A 17,984-nucleotide genomic window follows, 5' to 3' on the forward strand; every position below is an offset into this window, starting at 1 on the left:
TTGCTTCCCCCGGCGGAGCCGCGCTACTGCGCGAGAAACCCGCCGTCGACGGGCAGCGTATGGCCCGTCACCATCGCCGCTCCCGGCCCGGCCAGGAAAAGGATGGCCGGCGATATCTCGTGCGGCTCGGCGATGCGGCGCAGCGGCGTCATCGCCTCGATGCGCTGCATCAGGTCCGGCTGCGCCAGCAAGGGGGCGATGAAGGGCGTCCGGACATAGGTCGGCGCAATCGCATTGACGCGGATGTTGTGCGGTGCCCACTCCACCGCGAGCGCCCGCGTCATGTTGACGATGGCGCCCTTGGTGGTCTGGTAGGAGATGTTGGGATAGAGCCCGCCGCCGGACAGGCCCATGATCGACGCCGTATTGATGATGGCCCCGCCCCGGCCGGCGGCGATCATCTGCCGTGCCGCCGTCCGCGCGCAAAGGAAGACGCCGGTCATGTTGACCGCGACCACCTTTTCCCAGGCCTCGAGGCTGAGGTTGATCGCAGCGTCGCGGATGGCGAGGCCTGCATTGTTGACGAGGATGTCGACACTCCCATGCGTGGCCTTGATCTCGTCGAAGGCGGCGTTCACCTGCTCCTCGTCGACGACATCCATGACCAGCGAGGACGCGGGGACGCTGCCCTTGATGGAAGCGAGGACATCGGGCTCGACGGTTGCCCTGTCCAGCACAACGACCCGTGCTCCCGCCGCTGCAAGGGCCTGCGCCGCCGCCAGGCCGATCCCGCTTCCCGCACCTGTCACGGCGGCCACCTTGCCGGCGAGGCCAAAAAAACCAGCTAGGTTGGTGGAAACGGTTTCGTCGGTGTCGTGCATGGTCCTGTCCTCGCAGCGCTCTGTCGGGCGCCTTCCTGCTCGACCGGGCGGCGGCCGGGTCATACCCCCATTTCGTCCGACCTATGCCGATTTGTAAATGGCCCGGCTGCGTCTCTCAACGCACGCCTTTCGCACAGGCCTCCACAAAGGCCCGCAGCTTGGGCTGGTTGCGGCTGGCACGCGGGAAGTAGATGAAGAAGGCATCGCGCGAGGGTGCGAAGCCCTTCAGCACCGGCTGCAGCAGCCCGGCCTCGAGTTCCCGGGCCGCCAGCAGGGTCGAGGTGTAGACCAGGCCGAGCCCCTGGACCGCCAGCGACCTGACGAGGCTCGAGTCGTTCACCAGGAGCGACCCCGGAGGATCGATGCTGAGCGACTGGCCGTCACGCTCGAACTCCCAGCGATAGACGTCGCCGACATCGGGACGGCGATAGCGGATGCACTGGTGCTGGGCGATGTCCTCGGGAATCTCGGGCCGGCCATGGCTGGCGAAATAGGACGGCGCACCCATGACCAGCCAGCTGAAGGAAGGCGAGACCCGCACCGCAACCATGTCGCGATCGATGAATTCCCCGATCCGGATCCCCGCGTCATAGCCGCCCGCCACGATCGAGGCCTGCGTGTCCTCGACGGTGATCTCCACCTTGAGATCCGGCCAGGCATGACGGAATGCCGGCATCACCGGCTCGATCACATGCGGCAGGGCGGCCCGCTGGACGAGAAGACGCAGCGTGCCGGACGGATCGGCGCGCAGCTGTGCCAATTCCTCCAGCGTCGTCGTGATGACGTCGGCGGCCGGCGCGAGCTGGACGAGCAGCCTTTCGCCGGCCTCGGTCAACGAGACCTTGCGGGTGGTGCGGTGGAACAACGGCAGGCCGAGCCGTCGCTCCAGCGACTGCAATGCCTGGCTCACCGCACCGGCGGTAACGCCGAGCTCGATCGCCGCCGCTCGAAAACTGCCCTGCCGCACGATGGCGAGGAATTCGGAAAGACCATCGAAGGAATCGCTGCGGGCCATGGAAAAACGGAATCGGCCGCCGAAGCGGTCGCCTCATCGCGTGGAACAGGAACCGCCGCTGCGGGCGCAATGACGATCGGAGCGCTCGTGCGCCAGGCCTGATTATATAGCACAGCTAAACAGCCTGTGGAGCATCGAACGGGTTATGATGGTGAAGGGATGGGCTTATGCTCCTCCCGTCGAGACCACCCGGAAGCGATGTGTCTTCGCGGGTCCTCTCGCCTTTCCCGTTACTTCAGTAACGAGAGCTATCCCTTTATTTTCACGGACATAATTCCATGCGCTACAATACGCTCGGCGGCACCGGCCTGCTCGTGTCGGAAATTTGCCTGGGTACGATGACTTTCGGCGGCCGTGGTTTCTGGACCAATATCGGCACACTCGACCAGTCGGTGGCCGATGGCATCGTGGCCAAGGCCCTCGATGCAGGCGTCAATTTCATCGATACGGCGGATGTTTATTCCGAAGGCCTTTCGGAGGAGATCACCGGCAAGGCCATCGTCAATTCCGGCCACAAGAGGACGGACGTCGTGCTCGCCACCAAGGCGCTCGGCGTCGTCGGACAGGGCGTCAACGACCGGGGCGCCTCACGCGGCCACATCATGGATGCGGTCAAGGCCAGCCTTAAGCGGCTCGGCACCGACTATATCGACCTCTACCAGATCCATGGCCTCGACCAGGTCACGCCCATCGAGGAAACGGTGCGCGCCCTCGACGATCTCGTGCGCCAGGGCCATGTACGCTATGTCGGCGTCTCGAACTGGTCGGCCTGGACGATCATGAAGGCGCTCGGCGTCGCCGACAGGCATGGCTGGACGCGTCCCGTGACGCTGCAGGCCTACTACACCATCGCCGGCCGCGACCTCGAGCGTGAGATCGCCCCGCTGCTCGAGGCCGAGAAGCTCGGCCTCATGGTTTGGAGTCCGCTCGCGGGTGGCCTGCTCTCGGGCAAGTACGACCGCGACGGCAAGGGTCCGGAGGGTGCCCGCCGCGCCACCTTCGACTTCCCACCCGTCAACAGGGACCGGGCCTTCGACTGCGTCGACGTCATGCGAGAGATCGCAGATGCCCGCGGCGTATCGGTCGCACGGATCGCGCTGGCCTGGGTTCTGCACCAGCGCTTCGTGATGTCGGTGATCATCGGCGCCAAAACCACCGAGCAGTTGGACGACAACCTTGCCGCCGCCGACATCAGGCTCACGGCGGAGGAACTGGCGCGCCTCGACAAGGTAAGTGCCCTGCCGCCCGAATATCCCGGCTGGATGATCGAGCGCCAGAGCGCCAATCGCTTGCCCGCGGCGCAAGGCTGAGCCGATGGTCGATCAAGTTCAGACCGCAGCCATCGGCGAGGATCGGGGTCCGTCCACGGCCCTGATCAGCATGGTGGCACTGGCGACGGGAGCCCTCGTCGCCAATCTCTACTACGCCCAGCCGCTGGTTGCTTCCATCGCGCCTGCCATCGGGCTCGGCCCCGACATCGCCGGATCCGTCGTCAGCGTCACCCAGATCGGCTATGGACTCGGCCTGTTCCTCCTGGTCTCGCTGGCCGATCTCGTCGAGAACCGGCTTCTCGTCCTGGCGACGCTCAGTTGCACGGTGATCGGCCTCGTGGGGGCGGCCGTCTCCACCAGCGCCGTGCCCTTCTTCGTGGCTTCCCTGCTGATCGGGCTGTGCTCGACGGGAGCCCAGGTTCTGTTGCCCTTCATCGCCCATCTCGTGCCCGAGGCCCAGCGCGGTCGGGTGGTCGGCAACATCATGGGAGGCCTGCTCACGGGCATCATGCTGGCTCGACCGATCTCCCTTTTCATCGCGGCGAGCTTCGGCTGGCGGGCGGTGTTCTGGTGCTCGGCCGTGCTGATGATCTTCATCGGCCTCGCCCTCACGCGCATGATGCCGCGGTACAGGCCGCATGGCGGCATGCATTACGGCCAGATTCTCGGCTCCATCTTCAGCCTCGTCCGCGACCTGCCGGTGGTGCGCTGGCGCGCGGCCTACCAGCTGCTGCTTTTCGCGGCCTTCAATCTGTTCTGGACAGCTTCGCCGGTGATGCTGGCCGAGCGTTTCGGCATGAGCGAGCACGGCATCGCGCTGTTCGCCCTCGCCGGAGCGGGAGGGGCCTTCGCGGCGCCGATCGCCGGGCGCCTGGCCGACAGGGGCCTGAGCCGCGCGACCTCGGCCGGCGCCATGCTGACGATCGCCCTCGCCTTCTACGCCACCGGCTGGGCAGCGGCGGCGCTGGCACTTGCCCTCCTGGTGGTGCTGACCGTGATCATCGATGCGGCGGTGCAAGCCAACCAGGTCGTCAGCCAGCGCATCATCTTCTCCGTGCCGCCGGCCGTGCGCGGGCGCGTCAACGCCTTCTACATGACCTGCACCTTCATCGGAGGCGCCATGGGGTCGGTGCTCGGCACCCTGACCTATCACTGGGGCGGCTGGACGGCGACGGCCGCCACCGGGGGTTCCATGGGAGCGCTTGCGCTACTCCTCTTCCTGGTGGAGCCTAGGGCAAAACGCCTATAGGTTAGGATAGCTTTTCAATTCAAGCCATTGATATCGAGGCGTTTTGTTATTCTCGGCGATTCGGCCTGAAGACGAAGAGCGCCAGCCGGGCAAGGACAGCGGCGCGGGAGGGCAGCGGTGGAAACAGCGCGGATCGTCTATTTCATCACGCATGCGGACGTCGAGATCGACGCCGCCGTCCCGGTGCCGGACTGGCGGCTCTCGGCGCGCGGCCGCGCCCGCCACGAGGCCTTCAACCGCCGCGGCTTCGTGGCGGGGATCGGCGCCGTCTATGCCAGCAACGAGGAGAAGGCGCGAAACGGCGGCGATATCCTCGCTGGCCATCTCGACCTCCCCGTCGGGATCGTCGAGGCGTTGCACGAGAACGACAGATCCGCCACCGGCTACCTGAAATCGCAGGAGTTCGAGGAGACCGCCAACGCCTTCTTCGCCAATCCAGAGCTCAGCGTCCGTGGCTGGGAGCGGGCCGTGGACGCCCAGGCGCGCATCGTCCAGGCCGTGACCGGGATCCTGGATAGCGACCGTGGCGAAGGCGACATCGCCATTATCGCCCATGGCGGCGTGGGTGCGCTGCTGCTCTGTCATCTGCTGGCCGTACCGATCAGCCGCACCCATGACCAGCCCGGTGGCGGCGGTGGGAACTACTTCGCCTTCGACGCCCGGAGCCACAGGCTGCTGCACGGTTGGAAACGGATTGATGAGGAGGCACCGGTTGCGGCATCCTGACGGCGGGCCAAAGCTGGAGGGCCGCCATGCCCAACACAAAGTCTACGGGTGTATTCATCGAAGAGACGGCAGGCGGGGTCAGGACGATACGGCCTGTTCCTACCGCTGTGTCGGCATTTGTCGGCCCCGCCCTTTCCGGGCCCGAGCTGACGCCCATTACGGTCCTTGGCTGGGGTGACTTCGAACGCCGGTTCGGCGGCCTCTCCCGAGACAGCGCGATGTCCTACGCCGTCCAGCAATTCTTCCTCAATGGAGGGAGCGAGGCGCTGGTCGTCCGGGTGCCTCCCGGAACCGCGACGGCCTTGGAGGGAACAGCCCTGATCGAGGGCGTCGAGGCCTTGCGTCCAGCCGAGCCCTTCAACCTCCTCTGCCTGCCGGACGCCGTCCTCGCCCGGCCGGCCGATCCCGACACGCCCGCCCGTCCCGACTATCGCGACATTTATCGGGCTGGCTGCACGCTATGCGAGGACAAGGCGGCGTTCCTCATCGTCGATACCCCGCCCGACGTGCAGGACGCTCATGAGGCAGCGGCCTGGATGACGACGGGCTTCGGCCTCTCCAGCGCCAATGCGGCCGCCTATTTCCCCTGGCTCTCGATCGACGATCCGCTCGCCCCGGGTTCCCGCCGGTCCTGCCCTCCTTCCGGTGCCATCGCTGGCATTGTCGCCCGTACCGACGACAGCCGCGGCGTCTGGAAGGCGCCGGCGGGCACCGCAGCGACAGTCGCCGGCGTCCAGGGCCCGGTCGTGGCCATGACCGACGCGGAGCAGGCGCTGCTCAATCCGATCGGCCTCAACGGAATCAGGGCATTTCCCGCTCATGGCACCGTTGTCTATGGCGCCCGCACGCTTCTGGGTGCAGATGATCTGGCAAGCGAGTGGAAATACGTGCCTGTGAGGCGCACGGCCCTCTTCATCTCCGAAAGCCTGCGCCAGGGCCTCGCATGGGTCACCTTCGAACCCAACGAGGAGCGGACCTGGGCTGCGATCCGCCTCACAGTCGGCGCCTTCATGCAGAATCTGTTCCGGCAAGGCGTCTTCCAGGGCCGCTCGCCAAGCCAGGCCTACTTCGTGAAATGCGACGCCGAGACGACGAGCCGAAGCGATATCGACAATGGCATCGTCACAGTGGTCGTCGGATTCGCGCCCTTGAGACCCGCCGAATTCGTGATCGTGACGGTCAGGCAACTGGCCGGACAGACAGGAGATCCGCCATCGCCATGAACGCCCCTCTCGCCATCGCCGCTACCGGCGAAATCCTGCGCTACATCATCGAAGACACATTGCGTGAGACTGCACAGCCCCTGGGCTTCACGCCGCCCCCTGTCACCATCGGGCCGCCACCGAAGAGCGGCATGGAAGAACCCAGCGTCAATCTCTTCCTGTGCCAGGCCGTGCCGAACGCATCGCTCCGGAATGCACCCGGCTTCCAGCGCGGGTCACTCGGCAACCGCCCCGGCGAGCCGCCCCTGCTGCTCGATCTCTCCTATCTCGTGAGCGGGCACGGTTCGGGCGTGGGGCGTGACATCGGACTCGGCGCGGCGATCGAAGCGCTGCAGGAAACTCCCTCCCCGCCCGCCCCTCTCATTCGCACGGCCCTCGCCGGCTTTTCCGGGCATCCCGATCCGATGTACCGGGCGCTATCCGCCGAGAATCTGATCGCCGGCTTCGAAAGCCTCACCATCAAGTCCCAGCCCCTGGGCATCGACAGCACGGCCGGATTGTGGATCGCAGCACGGGCTCCGTTTTGCCCGAGCGCCTTCTACGTCGTGACGCTGGCCTTCCAGGATATCGACGCGCAGGCCGGCCCGGGGGCACCGGTGGTGCCAACCCCGAGCCCGCCCTGAAGCACAAATGCGTTCAGGCCGAACGGCTCGTCCAGCCTGACATGGGCAGCCGGCTTCCGCGCAGGATCGTTCAAGACGTCCGTGCCGGGAGCGCCTACCCTCTGGATCCTGATGACGGGCTGCCAGGAGGAAACATGGCCATCGGCTTCATCGGCCTGGGCGTGATGGGTGAGGTCATGGCCCTCAATCTGGTTAGGGCGGGAACGCCGCTTCTGGTCTGGAATCGCACGCCCGACAAGAGCGAGATCCTCCGCGTCGCGGGCGCCGAGGTCGCCTCCGATCCTCACGCGGTCTTCGGGCGCTGCCGTGTTGTCATCCTGATGCTGGCGAACGCAGCCGCCATCGATACCGTCCTCGGCCGTGGCACCTCCGGCTTTCGGGAGCGCCTGGCCGGCCGTGTGATCGTGCAGATGGGCACCATCTCCCCGGAAGCATCGCAGGCTCTCGCCGAGGATATCGCGGCGGCCGGTGGCAGCTATATCGAGGCACCCGTCTCGGGTTCGCGCAAGCCTGCGGAGGCTGGTCAACTGGTCGGCATGCTGGCGGGGGACGAGGAGGCCATCGCGCAGGTCCGTCCGCTGCTCGCGCCGATCTGCCACCAGACGTTCCTTTGCGGGAAGGTTCCCGGCGCCCTCACCATGAAACTCGCCGTCAATCTTTACCTGATCACCACTGTCACGGGCTTGGCGGAAGCCGCGCACTTCGCCGAACGCCGCGGGCTCGACATGCTGCAGTTCCAGGCCGTCCTCGATGCAGGCCCGATGGCGAGCAATGTCTCGCGTATCAAGATCGCCAAGCTGGTCGCGCATGACTTCACGGTGCAGGCGGCGATCTCGGACGTGTTGAAGAACAGCGGCCTGGTGGCCGAGGCCGCCCGAAAAGCGAGGATATCCTCGCCTTTGCTCGACATCTGCCATGCGCTCTATGGCGAAACCGAAGCGCTGGGTCTCGGCCAGGCCGACATGGCCGCCGTCATCCGTGCCATCGAGGCCAGGACGGACGGGCGGCAGGAATCTTGACCGGCCATCTCATGCCGTGACCTCCGCGCCCTCCATGCGAAGAAGCCGGGCCTTGACGTCGAGCCCGCCGGCAAAGCCGGTAAGGCTGCCGCCGGAGCCGACGACCCGATGGCAGGGCGCGATGATCGAAATCGGATTTCGGCCATTCGCCGCGCCGACCGCGCGCACCGCGCGAGGGCTGCCGATCTGCCGGGCGATCTCGCCATAGCTGCGGGTCTCGCCGAAGGGAATGGCGAGCAGCGCCGCCCATACCTTCTTCTGGAAGGCGGTGCCGGTGAAGTCGAGCGTCATGTCGAACGCCTTGCGCCTGCCGCCGAAATACTCACCGAGTTGCTTTTCGGCCTCCAGGAGAATGGGATGGTCCTCCGCCTCCCCGGCGATGTCGAGACGCACCCGCCCGGGACGATCGTTGTCCCAGAGGATTGCCGCGAGGCCGTCCCGGCTGGCGACCAGCCTGAGCCGGCCGACCGGCGTATCCACCCATTTGCATACATATTCCTTGCGCACGGCGCCTTGCTTCATGGCCATGGCCAAACCCTCGTCCTGATGGGGGACATCCCCGTTTTCATGGCCGATCCATAGCCGATGGCGCGCGCTCTCGCCGCCCGTTTCCTGCTTTGGCGGGCGGCCCCCCAAATGCAGGACGCCCGCCGTCATGCGTGACGGCGGGCGTCCGATCGTTCTGTCGATCAACCGGCCTGGATCAGACCAGATCGAAACGGTCGAGGTTCATCACCTTGGTCCAGGCGGACACGAAGTCCCGCACGAACTTCTGCTGCGAGTCGTCGGAGGCATAGACTTCCGCCAACGCGCGCAGCTGCGAGTTGGAGCCGAAGACCAGATCGATGCGGGTGCCGGTCCACTTCAGCTCGCCCGTGGCGCGATCGCGACCCTCGAACAGGGCTTCGGCGTCCGAAACAGCCTGCCAGACCGTGCCCATGTCGAGCAGGTTCACGAAGAAGTCGGTGGTGAGAGCCCCCGGCCGCTTGGTGAAGACCCCGTTCTGGGAGTGTCCGACATTCGTGTCGAGCACACGCAGGCCGCCGACCAGAACCGTCAACTCGGGCGCAGTCAACGTCAGGAGCTGAGCCTTGTCGATCAGAAGGCCTTCGGCCGAGATCGAGAACTCAGTCTTGAGGAAGTTGCGGAACCCGTCGGCAATCGGTTCGAGCACGGAGAAGGATTCGACATCGGTCTGCTCCTGCGTCGCGTCGGTGCGGCCCGGCGTGAAGGGAACTTCCACCTGGTGCCCGGCGTTCTTCGCCGCCTGTTCGATGGCGGCACTGCCGCCCAGGACGATCAGATCGGCGAGCGACACCTTCTTCCCGCCCGTCTGCGCGGCGTTGAACGCCTTCTGGATTTCCTCCAGAGCGCCGAGCACCTTCGCAAGCTGGGCAGGCTGGTTGGCCTCCCAATCCTTCTGGGGCGCCAGACGGATGCGTGCACCGTTGGCGCCGCCGCGCTTGTCCGAGCCGCGGAACGTCGAGGCCGAAGCCCAGGCAGTCGAAGCCAGCTCGGAGACAGACAGACCCGAAGCGAGGATCTTGCTCTTGAGGTCGCGGATGTCCTGCGCGTCGATGAGCGCATGGTCGAGGTCCGGAAGAGGATCCTGCCAGATCAGTTCCTCGGCCGGGACCTCCGGGCCGAGATAGCGGACACGCGGCCCCATGTCGCGGTGGGTGAGCTTGAACCAGGCGCGGGCGAAGGCATCCGCGAACTGGTCAGGGTTCTCGTGGAAGCGCCGCGAGATCTTCTCGTATTCCGGGTCGAAGCGGAGCGCGAGGTCCGTGGTCAGCATGGACGGTGCGTGACGCTTCGAGGAGTCATGCGCATCCGGCACCGTATTCGTACCGGCGCCATGCTTGGGTTGCCACTGATGCGCACCAGCGGGGCTCTTCGTCAGTTCCCATTCATAGCCGAACAGGTTCCAGAAGAAGTTGTTGCTCCACTTCGTCGGCGTCGTCGTCCAGATGACCTCGAGGCCGCTGCCGATCGCGTCGCCGCCCTTGCCCGAACCGAACTTGCTCTTCCAGCCGAGGCCCTGCTCGGCAATACCGGAAGCCTCGGGATCGGGGCCGACCAGGGTTGCATCGCCTGCGCCGTGGGTCTTGCCGAAGGTATGACCGCCGGCGATGAGGGCAACGGTTTCCTCATCGTTCATGGCCATGCGCGCGAAGGTCTCGCGGATGTCGCGCGCCGCCGCGAGGGGATCGGGATTGCCGTTGGGACCTTCCGGATTCACGTAGATCAGGCCCATCTGCACGGCTGCGAGCGGATTTTCGAGATTCCGTTCGCCGGTATAGCGCTTGTCGCCGAGCCAGGTGTCCTCATTGCCCCAGTAGACGTCTTCTTCCGGCTCCCAGACGTCCGCGCGGCCGCCGCCGAAGCCGAAGGTCTTGAAGCCCATGGACTCAAGCGCGACGTTGCCGGTGAGGATCATCAGGTCGGCCCAGGAGATCCTGTTGCCGTATTTGCGCTTGATCGGCCACAGCAGGCGGCGGGCCTTGTCGAGGTTGACGTTGTCCGGCCAGCTGTTCAGCGGCGCGAAGCGCTGCTGACCGGCTCCTGCGCCACCACGGCCGTCGCCGGTGCGATAGGTGCCGGCGCTGTGCCAGGCCATGCGGATGAAGAGCGGTCCGTAGTGCCCGAAGTCGGCAGGCCACCAGTCCTGCGAATCCGTCATCAGGGCGAGAAGGTCCTTCTTGAGGGCCTGGAGATCGAGCTTCTTGAACTCCTCCGTATAGTTGAAGGCCTCGCCCATCGGATTCGAGAGAGAGGAGTTCTGGTGAAGAATCTTGAGATTCAACTGGTTCGGCCACCAGTCCCGGTTCGAGCGTCCCTGAATGACGTTCGGGCGCGTCCCATGCGCCACAGGGCATTTGCCCGCGGTCGCCGTATCATTTCCGTCCATGATTTCCTCCGATCGTGGTCACGCTGATTCATCTGTCCATCACCAGGAAATTATGAAGTTCCTGGAAGACAATCCCATGTCATGGCCAGTACCGCACGCCCCGACGGCAGGGAGGCGGGATGCCCCTTCTGCCCCGCTCGGCCGCACCATGTACGCCTTGCAACAACACCATCCGCGCCATGCGGTACTCCCGCATCGCCCAGATTGGAACAGCTTTACCAAAGCATTTTGATTAGTTTAAGTTGGGTTTTCTGATTGCGGCGATAAGGCACAGTTATGGCAAACCTGACACTCAGGCAGTTGCGCTATTTCGAGGCGCTGGCCCGGCATGGCCATTTCGGGCACGCCGCGGATGCCTGCGCCATCAGCCAGCCGGCGTTGTCGATGCAGATCAAGGAGTTGGAGGATTCGCTGGGCACGGCGCTGTTTGAGCGCGGGCCGCGCCAGGTGCAGCTCACCAGCTTCGGCAAGGAGTTTGCTCTCCGCACCCGCGACATCCTGCGGTCGGTCGACGCACTGGAGGATCTGGCGAGAGCCTCGCGTGAGCGCCTGGTTGGACCGCTGCGCATCGGCGTCATCCCCACGGTCGCGCCCTATCTGCTGCCGACCCTGATCGGCAACCTGATGAGGTTGCATGACGGGCTCGACATCCATGTGCGCGAGACCCTGACGCCCAAGCTGCTGCAGGAGCTGGCGGACGGCCGCCTGGACACAGCCATCGTCGCCCTGCCCGTCTCCGAGCCTTCCTTCACCGAAGTCGCGTTGTTCACAGAGGACTTCGTGCTGGTGCGGCCGGGGGAAGACGAGGGCAAGCCCGTGCCCGATCGGGAAATGCTGCGCGAGATGAGGCTGCTCCTTCTTGAGGAAGGCCATTGCTTCCGCGACCAGGCGCTGGCCTTCTGCAACATGCATTCGGTGCTGACGCGCGAACTGCTGGACGGCAGTTCACTGTCCACCCTGGTCCAGATGGTCGGCGCGGGCATCGGCGTCACTCTGATTCCCGAGATGGCCGTAGCGATGGAAACGCGCTCGGCGTCCGTATCCATCGCCCGCTTCACGGGTCCCCAGCCTTCCCGGACCATCGGCATGATCTGGCGCAAGACCAGCCCGCTGGTCAGCCAGCTGCTGCAGATCTCCGACATCGTGCGGGATTCGGCTGCCCTGTTGCGGGAGCGGCACAAATCACCCCCATTGCCCCTCGCCGCCGAAGCCGATGGCGGGAAAGACGGGCGCGCGAACAAGAGGGAAAGGGTCGCCCTCGCTGCCAAAGGCAGGCGCTCGTCATCCCCAAAGGCCGCCACCAAGACCACGGCGGCCAGGACCTGACCGGGGCTGCGGCAGGACAGGCCGTCATTCCCGGCGAACGAAGGCCGGGAATGACCGACAGGGCGAGCGAACTTGCCGCGACCGCGGGCTAGTTGGTGGAGCCGACCACCCCCTCGACGAGATAGTCCATGTTCCAGAGCGTCGGCTCGTAGAGGCCGAGGGTGCCGGCGATGACCTGCTTGCCCTTGTTGTCCTTGATGGGCCCGACGAAGATCGGCGCGCCGGCCTTCACCTCAGCCATCGCCTTGGTGGCGGCCGCCTTCGCCTCTTCGGTGGCTCCGGCCCCGAAGGCGGTGGACTGAACCATGTCCTTGTCGTAACCGCCCTCGTTGACGTTGGGCAGTTTCTCCCCCTTGGCGATCATGCCGGCATACGCCTTGTAGACCGTGCCCCATTTGAGCTCCGCGCCCGTGATGAAGCCCTTCGGCGCCAGCATGGACTGGTCCGCATTGTGACCGCAGCTCTTGGCTCCGCGCCCCTCGGCCGTCTGGATCACCACCTTCGGGCTGTCGACATGGCTGGCGATGACATCGCAGCCCGAGTCGATGAGAGCATTCACCGCCTCCGCCTCGCGTACCGGGAGCGACCATTCGCCGGTGATCACCAGATGGACGGATGCGGCAGGATTCACCTTCTTCACCGCCAGGGTGAAGGCGTTGATGTTGCGCAGCACCAGCGCAATCGGCTTGGCGGCCACGAAGCCGATCTTGTTGGACTTGGTCGACAGGCCGGCGGCGATGCCGTTCACGTAGTGGCCCTGGTCGAGATAGCAGAAATAGCCGCCCAGATTCATCGGATGCTTGCTCTTGTCCCAGAGCGAGGTCGGGTGACGGAACTCGACATCGGGATATTTGCGGGCTGCCTCGATCATGAAGGGATCGAAATAGCCGAAGGAGGTGGGGAACAGCAACTTGGCTCCGTCTACATTGATCATGGATTCCATCGTCTGCATGACGGCGACCGTCTCAGGCACGTTCTCCTCTTCGAGCAATGTGACCCCAGGGAGGTCCTTCAGAGCCTTGGCGCCGACGGCATGCGCCTGGTTCCAGCCGAAATCGTCCTTGGGCCCCACATAGATCATGCCGATGGTAACGCCATCGGCGGCACGGGCGCGCTGCCCCCCGGCAAGAACGAGGGCGGAGCCGGCTGCCCCGGCAAGGAAACTGCGGCGGTTGAGAAAGGTGTCGGTCATGGCATTCCCCTGGCTCGGCCGCGCACCATGCAGCGGCCTTGTTGCTCTGGTCTGGACGATTTTGGAGAGCCTCTGCGGGCCCTTGGTTCGGGCACGGTCCGCCGCTGGGGGCGTCCGCTCGATGCTGGTCTTGCGCACGGGTTTCCCACGGCGCGGAAAAACCGCGCCGTGAATGCTCGTTTCTTGTGAAATCGGCCGCGTTGGTCCGGCCGTTGGTGACGTTGCGGCGCGCTCAGCCGCCCACGACGTCCGGCTTCAGGCTCCCTTCCTGCCGCCGCTCCCACTCCTCCACCGACAAGGTCGGCAGGTCGAACTGATCCCGGATGCGCGAATAACCATGTCCTCCCAGGCGTCCGATGGCATCCATGCCCCGCTGGTCGACATGCTTGGTGAGGGGATCGACCGTGCCGGCCCGTACGAAGCAGCCAAGCACCAGTCCCAGCACGATCTCGCGCGACTTTCCCACCTCGAGTGTCATGTAGCGGCGGCACTCGAGCGACGCCGGGGCTTCCGCGATGCGCGGACAACCGACATGCGTGCCGGGCAAGCCCGTCAACCCGGCCATCGCCAGTTCGTCGACATCTGGCGCAAAGGGTACGGCGCAGACGTTCATCGCATCGACCATCGCGTCATCGACGATGTTGACGGTGAATTCCTCCGTCATCCGAATGTTATGGCCCGTATCCTTGAAGCGCATGTCGGGGTGGTTCTCGACACCGATGGCCACGATGGCGGGATCGGCCGACAGGACATTGAAGAAGCTGAAAGGTGCCGCATTCACCCGCCCCTTCTCGTCCACGGTCGTGACGAAGGCGATCGGCCGGGGGATGACGGTGCCGATAAGCAGCTTGTAGCGGTCGCGCGCCGACAGGGCCGTGAAGTCGAAGTGGTGATGCATGGTGGTACTCTCGTCAGGCGGCCTCATCGTGCCTGCCTCTTCCTGCTGGCGGCCAGCGTAGGCAGGCTTCTTCCAGCTTCTATTTCATGGGAATATCGTGCCAGGACGGAGCCGAGATCCGTTTCCTCGCCCGAACCGTCCGCCAGCAACGCCCGACGCTCGACGGAGCCGACATGTTCGTCCATCAGGCGAATGGCTCCCTCCGCGTCACCCCGCCTCAGCGCCGCAATGATGTCCGAGTGCTCGTTGACCGCGCATTCCGAGGAATGCGGACGGCCGTAGAGCGCGAGGATGAGGGAACAGCGGGAAACGATCTCACCGAGATAGCGCTGAAGCAGGCCGTTGCCGGACATGGCCGCCAGCTTGATGTGGAACTCGCCGGCCAGACGGATCGAGACGCGCTCGTCATGCCGCGCCTTGGCGGCATTTTCCTCTCGCACATGACCTTCCAGTTCCGCGCCATATTCGGGGCGCCAGCGGCGAATGACGAGCGACACCACCTCCCGCTCCAGGGCGCGGCGCACCTCGAACACCTCCCGGGCCTCGTCCAGGCTTGGCTGGGCCACCGTGACGGTGCGCTTGGGCCGGGCATCGACGAGTCCCTCGGCATGCAGGCGGGCCAGCGTCGCCCGCACCAGCGTTCGGCTCATGCCGAAATGGGCTCCGATCTGGTCCTCCGGGAGCTTGGCGCCCGGCAGGAGCGCCTGCTCGATGATCGCCTGGCGCAAGGCCTGATAGGCGACATCGGCACGGGGCGAAGAGCGAGACATGGCGTTTGGCCGTTGCGGACAGAGGATACCGAAGAGAACAGCATCATTATTGTATACGAGAATATCCTCATCAAGTATGCGAGATGCGGAAATTTAGGGCACGGCCGCCTAATGTTTAGGCTTCATTTTTGCCGAAATGCGCAGAAAACTAAACACTCGAAAGGGCAGAACCTGCCCGCAGGCTATGGCTCCGGCGATAGCGGAGACACATGTCGTATACAAGATGCATACCCGGGAGATGGGCGTGACTGATCGAATCGTGACTTTGAAACTCAATCAGCAGCAACTCGAGCTGATCGACCGCACGATTGCACAGGGCCTTGCCGCCGACCGCGCCTCCCTGGTGCGACTGGCCTTGCGCGAATATGCCAGCAAGCGCGCCGCGGCCACCGGAGACGCAAAATGAACGAGCGGCGGATTCTGTCCGAATGGGTGATGCAGCCGGGCACCGGCAAGGCAATCGAACTTCTCGCGGGCCAGATCCTGCGCATCGAGCAGGTCGAAGGTCTCCAATGCGTTGATTTCAATTGCTTCAACCTGCATGACTACAAGGAGTTCATGCATTGCGGTCGTACACGTACCGTGCACGGCTTCAACCCGACCAAGGGCGCGTTCCTGTGGTCCGCTCCTCCACGCGAGCGCGCGCTTCTTTACATCCTGGAAGACAGCTACGGGCGCAACGACGTCCTGTTCCCCCGCTGCAGCGCCTATGTCTATGAAAGCGCCTATGGCTTCGATGCCCACACCAATTGCCATGACATCCAGGCCGAAGCGCAGCGCGAATACGGCCTGACCCCCGACGACGTCCATGACAGCTTCAACCTGTTCATGTGCACCGAGGTGACGCTCGAGGGACGCGCAACCATCACTCGGCAGGAAACGAAGGCAGGCGACCATGTCGATCTCCTCGCTCTCGTCGACGTGCTGGCCGTGCCGAACGTCTGCGGCGCGGACGTGATGCGCACCAGCAATTTCTCGCTCAAGCCCATCAAGCTCACCGTCTTCGAGGCGACGGACGCCGATCTCGACGCCGTTCCCAAGGTACCTGTTCTCAAAAGCCAGCGGACACCGCGGGATTTCCGCAATGCCGAGATCAAGGCCGACCGGGCGCTGAGGCGCGATCCCTCCTACATGCCGGAATTCGTGAACGTGCCGATCACGATCGAGGAGGTGGCGGTGCCGTTGTCCGGGAAGGAAGCCGCCATGCTGGATGGCCTACGCCTGCCAGTCTACGGCGATGACGACGGCGCAGCCCTGCGCGATGTATTGTTCACCTGGTGGGAACAGCGCTTCCTCGGGGCCGCCGAGAGCGGCGCGCCCGCCATCGGCGATCGCTGAGTCATGCGCGAAGGGCCAGGCCACTTCCTGATCCGCACCAGGGCTGTGATCCGGGGCGTCGGCGACGACGGAACAGCCAGGATCGCCGAAGGGGCCGCCATCCGTGTCGTCGATGGCAAGGTCGCGGAGATCGGAGAGGCCGCGGCGCTGATCGCGGCCTACCCGGACCTGCCGGTGGAAGGCGGCTCGCGCATGATCGCGATGCCAGGCCTGATCAATGCCCACCATCATTTCGGGCTTACCCCGCTGATGATGGGAGTGCCCTTTGCGCCACTGGAACTCTGGCTGCCTCATTTTCGCGGCATGCGGCGGGTCGGCCATCGCCTCGACACGCTATATTCCGCCATCGAGATGCTGGAGAGCGGTACGACCGCCGTGCAGCATATCCAGGGGGGCCTGAGCGGACCGGAGGACGCCTGGCAGGCCACAGCCGACGAGGTGATTTCGGCTTATCGCGAAATCGGCATGCGGGTGTCGTGGTCCTTCATGATCCGGGACCGCAACCAGCTCACCTATGAGGACGACGATGCCTTCCTCGCGCGCCTGCCGGATGACCTCTCACGTCATTTCGGCGCCGAGCTCGCCTCCAGCCTGGCGCCCGTCGATCGCCACATGGCCTTCTTCGAAGACACGGCTCGTCGTTGGCGGGAGCGCGATCGGGAGGGTGTCTCGCTGCAACTCGCCCCTGCCAATTTGCACTGGTGCAGCGATGCCTGCCTCGAGGCGATCTTTGATACGGCGCGAAGAAACCAGGCCAAGATCCACATGCACCTGGTGGAAACCGAACGGCAGGCCGATTTCGCCTGGCGGCGCACCGGCCGCTCGGCAATCGGGCATCTTCATCATCTCGGCTGCCTCGGGCCCGATCTCACCCTCGGCCACGGCATCTGGGTAAGCCCGGACGATCTCGACCTCCTCGCCGGGCATGGCTGCCAGGTTTGCCACAACGCGAGTTCTGGCCTGCGCCTCGCCAGCGGCATCGCCCCGGTCACCGAGATGACGCGGCGGGGCATCCGGGTGGCACTCGGGATCGACCAGTCGAACATCGACGACGACCGCAACATGCTGACCGAAATGGGGCTGGTGTGGGCACTGCATCGTGGTTCCGACCTCTGGGGCCGCCGCCTGTCGCCTGCAGCCGTGTTCAGGATGGCCAGCGAACATGCGGCCGAGACGACCGGTTTCGCCGATCGGATCGGGCGCCTCGACCCCGGCCGGGCGGCCGATATCGTGCTGCTCGATTGGGATGCGGTGGCCCGTCCCTGGCTCGACGCCAGGACATCCCTGCTCGATGCCGTGGTGTTGAGGGCGCGCGAAAAGGCCGTCGATACGGTGTTCGTGGCTGGATGCAAGGTGGTCGAGCGCGGCAGGACCATCTCGATCGACCGGGACGCCGTACTGGCGGAGATTGCCGCCCGCCTGTCGGCGCCGCCCTCCCCGGCCGAGGAAAACGCCCGTCTGATGACGGACCGGCTCGCGCTGTACCTGGAAGACTGGTTCAGAACCTGCCCCGAGAACCCGGCGGCCAGGTCCTACCGCTACAACCGCTTCCACGAGGAAAGCCAGCGATCGCGCTGAAGTCCCGCAAACCGAGGAAGCCGG

General features: G+C 65.2%; 17 protein-coding genes. 10 read left to right on the forward strand and 7 right to left on the reverse strand.

Annotation, left to right across the window (positions count from 1 at the left end):
* Positions 1–23: 23 nt before the first annotated feature.
* The gene (locus AC6H34_RS02030) at positions 24–821 is read right to left on the reverse strand and encodes an SDR family NAD(P)-dependent oxidoreductase (protein ID WP_497537728.1); all 798 of its coding nucleotides are present in this window, start codon (positions 819–821) and stop codon (positions 24–26) included.
* Positions 822–936: 115 nt separating this feature from the next.
* Positions 937–1,836 carry a LysR family transcriptional regulator gene (locus tag AC6H34_RS02035; RefSeq protein WP_497537729.1) on the reverse strand — a complete coding sequence of 300 codons (900 nt, stop codon included), beginning with the start codon at positions 1,834–1,836 and terminating at the stop codon, positions 937–939.
* A gap of 278 nt (positions 1,837–2,114) precedes the next feature.
* Between AC6H34_RS02035 and AC6H34_RS02040 the strand changes: the two genes are divergently transcribed.
* The 6 genes from AC6H34_RS02040 to AC6H34_RS02065 all read left to right on the forward strand — a co-directional run bounded on the left by AC6H34_RS02040 (position 2,115) and on the right by AC6H34_RS02065 (position 7,947).
* Entirely contained in the window at positions 2,115–3,146 is a 1,032-nt protein-coding gene (locus AC6H34_RS02040; RefSeq protein ID WP_497537730.1) for an aldo/keto reductase, read from the forward strand.
* A gap of 4 nt (positions 3,147–3,150) precedes the next feature.
* Positions 3,151–4,356 carry an MFS transporter gene (locus AC6H34_RS02045; protein WP_497537731.1) on the forward strand — a complete coding sequence of 402 codons (1,206 nt, stop codon included), beginning with the start codon at positions 3,151–3,153 and terminating at the stop codon, positions 4,354–4,356.
* Between the two features lie 117 nt (positions 4,357–4,473).
* On the forward strand, positions 4,474–5,082 hold the full coding sequence (locus AC6H34_RS02050) for a histidine phosphatase family protein (RefSeq protein WP_497537732.1): 609 nt from the start codon (positions 4,474–4,476) through the stop codon (positions 5,080–5,082).
* A gap of 26 nt (positions 5,083–5,108) precedes the next feature.
* The gene (locus AC6H34_RS02055; RefSeq protein ID WP_497537733.1) at positions 5,109–6,305 is read left to right on the forward strand and encodes a phage tail sheath family protein; all 1,197 of its coding nucleotides are present in this window, start codon (positions 5,109–5,111) and stop codon (positions 6,303–6,305) included.
* Positions 6,302–6,928 carry a Pvc16 family protein gene (locus tag AC6H34_RS02060; RefSeq protein ID WP_448146372.1) on the forward strand — a complete coding sequence of 209 codons (627 nt, stop codon included), beginning with the start codon at positions 6,302–6,304 and terminating at the stop codon, positions 6,926–6,928. The genes AC6H34_RS02055 and AC6H34_RS02060 overlap by 4 nt, the downstream gene beginning before the upstream one ends.
* A 134-nt stretch (positions 6,929–7,062) precedes the next feature.
* Positions 7,063–7,947, forward strand: a complete 885-nt coding sequence (locus AC6H34_RS02065) for an NAD(P)-dependent oxidoreductase (protein ID WP_497537734.1) — start codon at positions 7,063–7,065, stop codon at positions 7,945–7,947.
* Positions 7,948–7,956: 9 nt separating this feature from the next.
* Here AC6H34_RS02065 and AC6H34_RS02070 read toward each other — a convergent pair whose 3' ends face one another.
* Entirely contained in the window at positions 7,957–8,475 is a 519-nt protein-coding gene (locus AC6H34_RS02070; RefSeq protein ID WP_497537735.1) for a methylated-DNA--[protein]-cysteine S-methyltransferase, read from the reverse strand.
* A 175-nt stretch (positions 8,476–8,650) separates the two neighbouring features.
* Entirely contained in the window at positions 8,651–10,858 is a 2,208-nt protein-coding gene (gene katG / locus AC6H34_RS02075) for a catalase/peroxidase HPI (protein ID WP_448146369.1), read from the reverse strand.
* Between the two features lie 276 nt (positions 10,859–11,134).
* Here katG and AC6H34_RS02080 point away from each other — a divergent pair, with 276 nt between their 5' ends.
* Positions 11,135–12,184 carry a LysR substrate-binding domain-containing protein gene (locus AC6H34_RS02080; protein WP_497537736.1) on the forward strand — a complete coding sequence of 350 codons (1,050 nt, stop codon included), beginning with the start codon at positions 11,135–11,137 and terminating at the stop codon, positions 12,182–12,184.
* A gap of 88 nt (positions 12,185–12,272) precedes the next feature.
* Here the strand turns inward: AC6H34_RS02080 and AC6H34_RS02085 are convergent, their stop codons facing one another.
* The 3 genes from AC6H34_RS02085 to AC6H34_RS02095 form a co-directional block, all read right to left on the reverse strand.
* A complete protein-coding gene (locus tag AC6H34_RS02085; protein WP_497537737.1) occupies positions 12,273–13,376 on the reverse strand; it encodes a BMP family ABC transporter substrate-binding protein in 1,104 nt (367 codons plus the stop codon).
* Positions 13,377–13,608: 232 nt separating this feature from the next.
* Complete coding sequence (locus AC6H34_RS02090; protein ID WP_497537738.1) at positions 13,609–14,301, reverse strand: flavin reductase family protein; 693 nt, start codon at positions 14,299–14,301, stop codon at positions 13,609–13,611.
* On the reverse strand, positions 14,298–15,044 hold the full coding sequence (locus AC6H34_RS02095; RefSeq protein WP_497537739.1) for a GntR family transcriptional regulator: 747 nt from the start codon (positions 15,042–15,044) through the stop codon (positions 14,298–14,300). Before AC6H34_RS02095 ends, AC6H34_RS02090 begins: the two co-directional genes overlap by 4 nt.
* 244 nt (positions 15,045–15,288) lie before the next feature.
* Here AC6H34_RS02095 and AC6H34_RS02100 point away from each other — a divergent pair, with 244 nt between their 5' ends.
* From AC6H34_RS02100 to AC6H34_RS02110, 3 genes are read left to right on the forward strand one after another with little or no spacing between them, the layout of a single operon-like run.
* The gene (locus AC6H34_RS02100) at positions 15,289–15,450 is read left to right on the forward strand and encodes a ribbon-helix-helix domain-containing protein (RefSeq protein WP_448146364.1); all 162 of its coding nucleotides are present in this window, start codon (positions 15,289–15,291) and stop codon (positions 15,448–15,450) included.
* Positions 15,447–16,382, forward strand: a complete 936-nt coding sequence (locus AC6H34_RS02105) for a DUF1989 domain-containing protein (RefSeq protein ID WP_497537740.1) — start codon at positions 15,447–15,449, stop codon at positions 16,380–16,382. Before AC6H34_RS02100 ends, AC6H34_RS02105 begins: the two co-directional genes overlap by 4 nt.
* Before the next feature lie 3 nt (positions 16,383–16,385).
* The gene (locus AC6H34_RS02110) at positions 16,386–17,960 is read left to right on the forward strand and encodes an amidohydrolase family protein (RefSeq protein WP_497537741.1); all 1,575 of its coding nucleotides are present in this window, start codon (positions 16,386–16,388) and stop codon (positions 17,958–17,960) included.
* Positions 17,961–17,984: the final 24 nt, after the last annotated feature.

The organism is Labrys sp. ALF-8, from assembly GCF_059699065.1.